This window comes from Endozoicomonas sp. OPT23 (genome assembly GCF_009653635.1).
Classification (GTDB): domain Bacteria; phylum Pseudomonadota; class Gammaproteobacteria; order Pseudomonadales; family Endozoicomonadaceae; genus Endozoicomonas_A.
In genome coordinates this window covers 1-9,010 of sequence record NZ_PPFD01000006.1, presented here as the reverse complement: position 1 = coordinate 9,010, position 9,010 = coordinate 1, and the positions used below count along the sequence as shown (strand labels likewise).

The window sequence follows — 9,010 nt, the reverse complement described above, 5'->3', positions numbered from 1 at the left end:
ACAGCACCTCCTGTTGAATCCTCTGTTTATTTTTATCTTCAAAGGTGAATGAAATATTTTCTACTCACACAAAGTCATTATCCTTATACACAAAGTCAGGGTTAGAAGACAAAATAGAACATGCACAGTATTATTTCTTCGCATTCATCATAGTTTTTAAAATGCATATTATGTGAAATAAATTATTTTAAAAAAACAAACGCTAAGATTAACAATGAATATAAAATAAGAACAAATATTCATATTCAGAAATGAATAATTGTTCTTATTTTAATTTTTGCAATAGACAACATTGAAAGGGAGAAGTAACTTAATCCAATAAAAACAACACCAATAAATAAGCAACCAAGAATCCATATAAGGAAATAAAACTCAACACTAATAACAATATTTTTATAAAATATTAACTTAAAGCATATTGCATAATTCTTTAATAATAAAAATGTTTGTATAAATTTTAAGACTTCTATTCTCTAGTTGTTAATTCTTCTATATTTTTCGCTTTCCAGGCAACACTATTATCCTTTACATCATCGAAAAATGTCTTTGCAGCAAAGCTCTTATTTTAAGTGATCTTACCAGTATAGTGTTCGGATCTTTTAATCGATCCAACCAAATTCTGAATGCGAGACATTGCCAGCTTTAAGGTTACCTCTGACCCTAGAAAAACATGCATCTGCAAAAAGCGCCCTGCTCTCCAGTCACAGGTGCCCCGGCCCACCCTGCTGTTCGCAGACTCCTCACCTTTGTCAGCGCCGTTCAACTGAGCATCATCCAAATACTGTCTTTTCCGTGAAGGAGGCTCTGGTGTCGATACGCCATCCATATTTATCTTTCTCTATATCGAATCTGCTTTTAGGCGTATCAGCGCTATCAGAGACACTTACTATTGGCGACTGTTCAAATCTTAACCACATCACCCCATAAACTGGCCTTCAACTCTTCCTTCCTTGCAAATCAGTTCATTTTATAAAAACCGAGATAAAACCAGCAATTACTACCGGTAAGTTCAGTTACCGGTAGTAGTTTTTTTATTTGAATACTAACAATACCAGTATTATAATACTGGTATTGTTAGTTAGTTTTAGTATTTAGAAACAGCTTAAAAGGTAGGTAACCAGCGAATGAACACTTCAGACAAGGAAATACAGCGCAGAGAACTGGTGTTCAGAGTTTTGGACGATATGAAAGCCAATGGCGAACGTATCAATGCAGACAAAGTGGCCAGACTGGCAAAAATGGGTAAGCAGACTGTTCTGCCGCACTACAACGAATGGCGCTTTCTGGATGACGCAGAAAAGGAAGTCGATGAAGAGTTGCCCGCTGACCTGGTTCGAGTATTAAAACGCGCTCTGTTGGAGTGGCGTCACACGGCAACAGAATCACAAAGGCAATTTGAAGAAGACGCCAATCAGGAAATTGATCAGCTTCAGGCGACACTGGACCAGATGACGACGGATCAGATTCAGCTCAAGCAATCACTGGAAGAGTTAAAGAATGAACGCGAGCAATTCATTAAGGAAAAAACAGCGCTCCAGCAACAAACCGAAGAGCTGAGAAGAAAGCTCGCTGTTGAAGAGTCGTCACACCAATCTCAACAGACTGCCAATGAGCAGCTACAGGAACAACTCAAAACGCTGAAGTCGGAACAGACACACGCACTGACCGCTCAGGAAAAGAAGCTGGACAACCAATATCAGGGGCAGATCAACCACTGGATCAAAATGGTCGATAATGAACGACGGTTACGCTCTGATCTGGAAGCTCAGCTGAAAGAAGAGAAGAGCTCAGCCCTTGCCATGGAAAAAGAGCGCAACGATCTGCATATTCGTCTTGAAAACAAATCAAAAGCCTACCTTGATGCCTGCGAGGAAAGAAACCAGTTTAAACAGCAACTCAAACCACTTGCTCAGCTCAACACCTATGTGACAGAGCTCTCGTTACTACTCAATCAACCTGCCGAGAAGGTTACACTCACAGTTCGAGAACTTATCCGGCAAGAACAGGATAAAGATAAAGAGCTGGCCTTCGTCCCTGCACTGAAAGAAAAATCCAGACAGTTGGAAAAGGATCTGGAAAACTATCGAGGCAAAGCAGACTCAATGGTAAAGCTGGAAATAGAACTGGAAAAACAGAAAGGCTATCGGGAAGCTCTTGAAATGGCGCTTGAGAAAGCCAGCAGACCGATGGAAAAATCCTGATGAACCTGCCTGTTTTCGATAAAGAGATGGCAGAGATTCTACCAGCAAAACAAAATCGTACTGACTTTCGACAAAGTATACCAGCCTTGGCGGATAACCTTGCTGGTGCCAGTAACGACAGTGAAATCCTGACACTGTTCTTGAACAAGGCTTCCGCTCGCTCATCAGAAACTTTTCGCCGATATGAACGTGAAACTGTTCGTTTCACTGCCTGGCTCTACAAAGAAATGAGTTCGGGGTATCAACAGGTTCGATTAAAGCATCTTCAAATGTATCTTCACCACCTACAGAATCTTCCTGAGCACTGGCTGAAGCCGGGTATTCTCTCGGGACAGCCAGAGAGAGTTCTATTTCGTGACAGTATTAAAAAAGGCAAGAGTACCGATCAGATCATTGATGTGCTGTCGTCGTTTTTTTCTTTTCTGGAAAGGAACCGCTATACATCCGGCAACCCGGCAGTCTCACTGATACGATCCGGCGAGAAGCAGGCCAGAGGCTCAACCGTCATTCGTTTCTTTCACGATAATGAGTGGCAGCACGTACTTTCATGTCTTGAAAGTATGCCCGAGAACACTGACAAGCAGAAAAAAGAGAAAAACCGAACACGATTTATACTCTCACTAGGTTACAGCCTGGCATTACGTGAATCCGAGTTAACAGGACACAGCTGTAATGACATTCATCCTGACGCAGAAGGAAAACTGTTTATATCCGTACTCGGTAAAGGTCGAAAAAGGCGTCAGCTGCCACTTAATGACAGCATTTTGCAATTAATAGAACAGTACCGTGGCATTTATGGCTACAACGGGATCACAGGTGACAAATTCCCTTTGGCACCCCGCACTCGTAAGTCAGCAGGGGCGCTGAGTAACCTCAGCTCCAGAGGGCTCAGGTTCTGGTGGCAAGGATTCATGCAATACTGCGCAGAAAGCTGTGAGACTGATGCAGTTGCGCAACGATTTGTAGAAATGCCTTTTCACTCATTGCGACATACCGCCCTGACCCATCTTGCTCGTAAAATGGACATTGAAGATCTGGCGATATTTGCCGGCCACGATTCAATCAATACAACCAGCCAGTACTACCATACTGAAGCCAAACGACTCAGACAGTTGGTCTCGGAACACCATTTGGCGTATTAGGCCACTACCCCTTCTAACCTGTTAGTGACCTAAGCCGATAGTCTTTGAGATATACAGTGGAAGATTTCAGCTCTGACCTGTATATCTCAAACGGCAATCACACGGTAACAGCATGGCAACCTGTCAGAACTGTCGAAAACCGATCCACGGTAATGGCTTGCAAGCGCTGGGCAGTCACTGGCATACCCACTGTTTTAACTGCCGCACTTGCAAAAAGCCACTTTTAGACAGCTCATTCGTTTCCTTCGGTGGTCGCCCCTTTCACCCTCGCTGTCTGAAATGCCCTGGTTGCAGAAAAACCATCAAGTCGGAATACATTGAACACGAAGGCATGCCCTGGCACCTTCCTTGTTATCGAAAACAACATCACCCTCTTTGCTCTGTCTGTCGTAAACCATTACCCTCCGAATACATGATTGATTTCTGGGGCAATTCCTTTTGCCCGAATCATCAGAGATATTCCAACTGCTCCAGTTGCGGACGCATAGTCTGCAAGCAGATCACCGATGGCGGCATGCAGTACCCGGACGGACTGGTGATCTGCAATATCTGTAATCTGCGTTCTGTCAGCACTCAACAACAGGCAGACAGAATTGTCGCTGAAATGAAATCAGCGTTAGCCTCCGTCGGCTTAATCCTTCATAAGTCCAGCACTCCAGTCACACTCTGTGGCCGTGACGAACTCAGAGAAGCCAGTCGTCACAACTTCCACAATGAGCGCCCTATTCTCGGCCTCGCCCGCTGGAGCACCACGACTGCAGGAGGTAATGTTATCGCCAGGAACTTTCAGGACATACTGATTCAGAAAGATTTGCCAGAAGAACATTTTCGAACCGTTGCCATACACGAATTGACCCACGCCTGGTTCTTCTACAACCAATATTATGATCTGCCATTACAAATAGAAGAAGGTATGTGTGTCATGATGGAATACAGCTGGTTGAAAGGGCTGGATACAAAAGATGCCGAATACCGAAGGCTGGCAATAGAAAACAGTGACGACCCTGTTTACGGCGATGGATTCAGAAAAGCAAAGGCATCACTAAAACTGATGCCTTTGAAAACACTGCTGAGTTTTATTAAAGAAAAAGGCTGCTTCCCTACTCGCTGGTCTGCCTTTTTTTATCATTAATCAAAACATCACATACAATGTGCCGCTTGATTCGGAAGACGAGCATTCAAACTTGATAACAACGACCCTGTGCTTCTTAACAGACGATATTGATTATACATCAGATCGTTCTGGCCATTGGTATAAGCACTCTGAGCGGTGAAGAACTCGTTCTGGCTGTCGAGTAAGTCAAGCAGGGTTCTTGTACCCAGATCAAATTGCTGGTTGTAATAATCTCGGGTTCGCTCAGCTGAACGTACATGTGCTGCAAGGGCATCCAGTCTATTCTGGCCGAATGTAACCGCAACCCAGGCCAGTCTGACTTCTTCATCAACCTGACGATGAGTTCTGTTTTTAACCTCTATCGCCTCATTCAACAAGTTAGCGGTCTGACTTTTACGAGCCTTGTCAGCACCACCGTTATACAAGTTGTAATTCATCCGAAGCATGGCAGTAGTATCATTAATGGTTCCTTTAGAACCTTCCTGGTCTTTACCCCAGGTTGCACCCAGTTCAGCCGTAAACGTCGGATAGTAGGCACTCTTGCTGGATTTATAAAGTGCTTCTGCAGCCTCCACATCGGCCGCTGCCAATTTAAGACCTGGGTGATTACCGGCTGCTGTCTCCATAGCCACATCAAGATCGCCAGGAACAGTAGAGGGGGAAGTAGGATGATCAAAGCTATCTGGCAGGTTGCCTACTGTCTTTCTATAAACCGCTTCAGCATCACCCTGAGCAGCTTCCAGAGAAATCAGGTTAGCCTGAGCTAGTACCAGACGCCCCTGAGCTTGAACCAAGTCAGCATCTGAACCCAGACCGGATTTGGCTTTTTTCCGTACTTTCTCTACAACCCTTTCGTGGTTATCAAGATTTACACGTCCATTTTCAACCAATCGGCGAGCCCTGAGTACATTTATATATGCCTGTGCTGCCTGCAGAGCAATATCTTCCGAAATAAAACAAACATCCGCTTTGGCTGATGCATGCCTTGCAGCCTGCTGGGAAATAGCGCTTTTTGTTCTAAGACCATCAAACAACATTTGTCTCAGAGTAATTGCACCTTCACGACGAGTACGCTGCGCATGCTTATCTTTAAGATCACTGTCGTTCAATGTCGTAGCATTTCGGCTGTCTTCAAAGCCAATTCCGGCACTCAAATCAACCCGCGGTAAATAGCCTGCTTCCGCCTGACGAACTTCATCCCTACGGGCACTGGCTTCACTGGTGCGAATAGCGATTTCAGGGTTACTGGCCAGAGCAAGGTTGACCGACTCAACCAGAGAACCTGCATTTGCATTACCCGATATCTGTAGTGTGGCAAGCGCAACTGCGACTGATAGCCCCCTGACTGCTGTAGTAGCCATGTTTTCCTCTCCTTGAAAACTGCATTTCGTTTTATTGTTATTTATATTTTCGCCGTGACAGCAAAACACGGCCTAATTAGTATTTATGTCAGAATTAAACAATCAATTGTCCGTTACTGATAAGTTGATGCAGTACGTCATCTGCACTAACAATACCATCCCCTCTATCATCCCAACTGCCTTGGGCATGACCTTCCAGAACAATTTTCAAACTTTGCAGGTTTGATTGAGCCGGCAAACTGCCATCAAACGTGATTACAGTCTCTGCCGGGTTCTCAAAAGAAACGTTTAACCCTTCACTTTTAGCCGCACTAATAAACGATTCTATATCTGAAAGATCTGAGCTTATCAGCAGTTCAGAAAGATCTATTCTATCTGCATCAAGGTCATCACTTATATTGCCGACTTTAAAATCTGTAATTCTGTCAATCTGAACGGTTGCACCATCTATCAAATCATTCAGATTAAAAACAAATCTGTCCGAACCATCACCACCATTCAACTGGTCATTACCCTTACCACCAATAAGCGTATCACTCCCGGCCTTTCCTTCAATAAGGTCTTCATCCTTACTGCCCACGAGAATATTGTTATTGATATCACCCATAACATTATGAGGTTTGTCGACTTCAACATAGGTAATTTTCTGTATCAGGTAATCATTATCAGTATCTTCTGGGTCACCAGGTGCAGAAAATATAATTCGATCAAAAACTTTGCCTGTTATATTGATCTCTTCATCTTTTGCATTCGCCGTAGTTCGTCCTTTTCCTACTTCCTGACCATCAAGATAAAGTGTATATTCAGCGTCTTCTGACCCGCCAAGCCATGCTAGTTTAACCGTTGCCTGTTGAATATGATTATCAAAATTAACAATTAGCTGTTCTGATAAGCCAGTAGCATGGTGATAACCAATTTCTGCAGTACCTTTTGAGTCGTTAGCAGTATTACCCCTAACACCAAAACCACTTGGGCTTCCATTCACAATAACGTCTCCATCTACCAATACACCCTTACGCGGATCAGAAGAAACGAGATCTGATATGGCTAAAGCGGTAACCTGAAAACCTAAGTGTGTGCTAGAGACATTACCAGCTGTAATCATTCTATTTTGGTTGGGGGCGAGATAGGTAAAGGTTAATGGATCACTCGATACCGATTCATTACCAGCGCTGTCCACAGCTTTAACCAAAATAGTATTCGCCCCATGCACAGGGTCATAACTGGATGTCCAGGTATTACCGCCATCAAGACTAAATAGAACAGTAGTACCTTCCTCAGAGGATATATTCAGTCCTGGATTAGTGCTTTGAAGATCTTGAAGACCAGTGTCTTCAGCAAGCTCAACGGTTGGCGCATTGATCTCAATACCATTTACAGTAATCCGTAGCTCAGCAGTATCTAGACCGCCCCTGCCATCATTAACGGTATATGTGAATGTATCCACTACAACCAAGCCTGAAGGCACAGCATTCGCAGTAGCTGTATAGCTATAACTACCATCAGAGTAAATTGTCAGCGTTCCATACGCACCTTGAATCTGGTCACCCGTATCACCAGAAGGAACTGCCTTGCTCACACTGCCTGATGAAATGTTTGAAACGACAAGGTCACCACCATCAATGTCACTATCAGGAGTTCCACCAAGAATCACACCGTTTTCAGCATCTACGGTGAGGCTCGCACCCTCTTCCACTGAATTCACATCACTGGTTGCTACAGGGTCGTCATTCTCACCATTGATTCGAATTTTAGCTTGAACAAAATCTGATTCTCCTGTGCTGTCATCAATAACCGTATACCAGAAGCTTCCCGTTGCAACGACTCCTTCAGGTAATACATTGATATCATCAGCACTTGATGCTGAACTACCAAATATATAGCTACCATCGCTTTTAACCAGTAGTTTTGACTCTAAAGTTTGTAGATCACCATTTTTGTCAATATACGACATTGTAACCAGAAGCTGATTAGAGCCATCCGCTCTGACAGCGGTTCCATTCTCTGTAGCCTTAAACATACCCACTTTGATTATAGAATTATCATCATCTATATCGTTTACGTTTGAAAGTAAGTTACTAACTCCTGAGCCGACACTATGTCCTCCGGTGACTACGTCCTCATCAAAAGTAATGGAACCAGCTATGAGCGCAGGATCATCGTTAACAGGTAGAACGGTCACTGTAACGGTTGCTACATTAGAAATATTTCCTGACGTATCTTTTACCGTATAGGTAAACGTATCCTGACCGAACTGGTCTGGATTAGGCGTATACGTTACTTTACCTGTTACAGGATCAACATTTACCTGACCCTTTGAAGGATCAGTTACAATTACAACAGAAGTCTCATCAAGGTTACCATCCTCATCAGTGTCATTATCGGTAACACTGAACGTTATCGCCTGATCCTCGCTGGTAACAATTGGATCACTACTACTATGAGACAAATTTTCCGGAACCCAGATATTCGTCTCATTAGAATCATTTAACTGCAGATCAAGAAGATGCTCTCCTCCTTGATCCCAATAGACAACGACAACACTGTGATCACCTTCAGTCAGACTAATTGATACTGGACCCGTTTGCTTTGGCCCTGTAATACCATCAAAAGCAAGAACCTCCTGCCCATCGATATAAACAGCAAAACCATCATCATGAGCAACATTCAGCTTATATGTACCTGCAACCTGAACGTTGAGAGTACCTGTTAGCAGGATAATCCCATCTGTTGCTTCATTAGTCGCACCACCGTTTACGGCTACAAGAGTGTTTCCATCACCGTTAACAGTATCGCTGTTTTGATTTAGGAATTTTCTAAGGTTACTTGGAATATTGTCATTACCGACCGTATCAGCTAAATCGCCACTACCTACAGACTCACCCTGATCGTATTTACCATTACCATCGTCCGTATAGCCATAATTAATCTCTGACGAAACAAACCTGGCCTGAGGATTGGTTGAATTAATATGAGCGAGAATCTGGGCAAGAGTTGTTAGATTGGGGTTGTTCGTATCATTGTATTCATAATAAGAACCTCGTAGCCCCCCTGATATATCTGACTCTGGGTCATGATTGGCTATTGGTGAGTGGTCATTATCAACAATGGTGCCGGTGGCAGTCTCACCACCAATACTCAGATCAACGGTTTCGTTGTTCTCGTCCAGGGTGTCGTCGGTGGTGGCAACCG

Annotated in this window: 5 protein-coding genes; 3 read left to right on the top strand and 2 right to left on the bottom strand. The window is 43.6% G+C overall.

Features of this window, described 5'->3' with window-relative positions:
- The first annotated feature begins 1,124 nt into the window (after nucleotides 1-1,124).
- The 3 genes from EOPP23_RS14150 (at nucleotide 1,125) to EOPP23_RS14140 (ending at nucleotide 4,475) form a co-directional block, all read left to right on the top strand.
- Nucleotides 1,125-2,201, top strand: coding sequence for a DNA-binding protein (locus EOPP23_RS14150; RefSeq protein WP_153766662.1), 1,077 nt, complete (start codon nucleotides 1,125-1,127; stop codon nucleotides 2,199-2,201).
- Nucleotides 2,201-3,343, top strand: coding sequence for a site-specific integrase (locus tag EOPP23_RS14145; protein ID WP_153766661.1), 1,143 nt, complete (start codon nucleotides 2,201-2,203; stop codon nucleotides 3,341-3,343). The genes EOPP23_RS14150 and EOPP23_RS14145 overlap by 1 nt, the downstream gene beginning before the upstream one ends.
- Nucleotides 3,344-3,455: 112 nt before the next feature.
- Nucleotides 3,456-4,475, top strand: a complete 1,020-nt coding sequence (locus EOPP23_RS14140; protein ID WP_153766660.1) for a protein DA1 — start codon at nucleotides 3,456-3,458, stop codon at nucleotides 4,473-4,475.
- An 8-nt stretch (nucleotides 4,476-4,483) separates the two neighbouring features.
- Here EOPP23_RS14140 and EOPP23_RS14135 read toward each other — a convergent pair whose 3' ends face one another.
- Nucleotides 4,484-5,818, bottom strand: a complete 1,335-nt coding sequence (locus EOPP23_RS14135) for a TolC family outer membrane protein (RefSeq protein ID WP_153766659.1) — start codon at nucleotides 5,816-5,818, stop codon at nucleotides 4,484-4,486.
- Between the two features lie 94 nt (nucleotides 5,819-5,912).
- On the bottom strand, nucleotides 5,913-9,010 hold a 3,098-nt coding region (locus tag EOPP23_RS14130), incomplete at its 5' end, for an Ig-like domain-containing protein (RefSeq protein ID WP_194842612.1).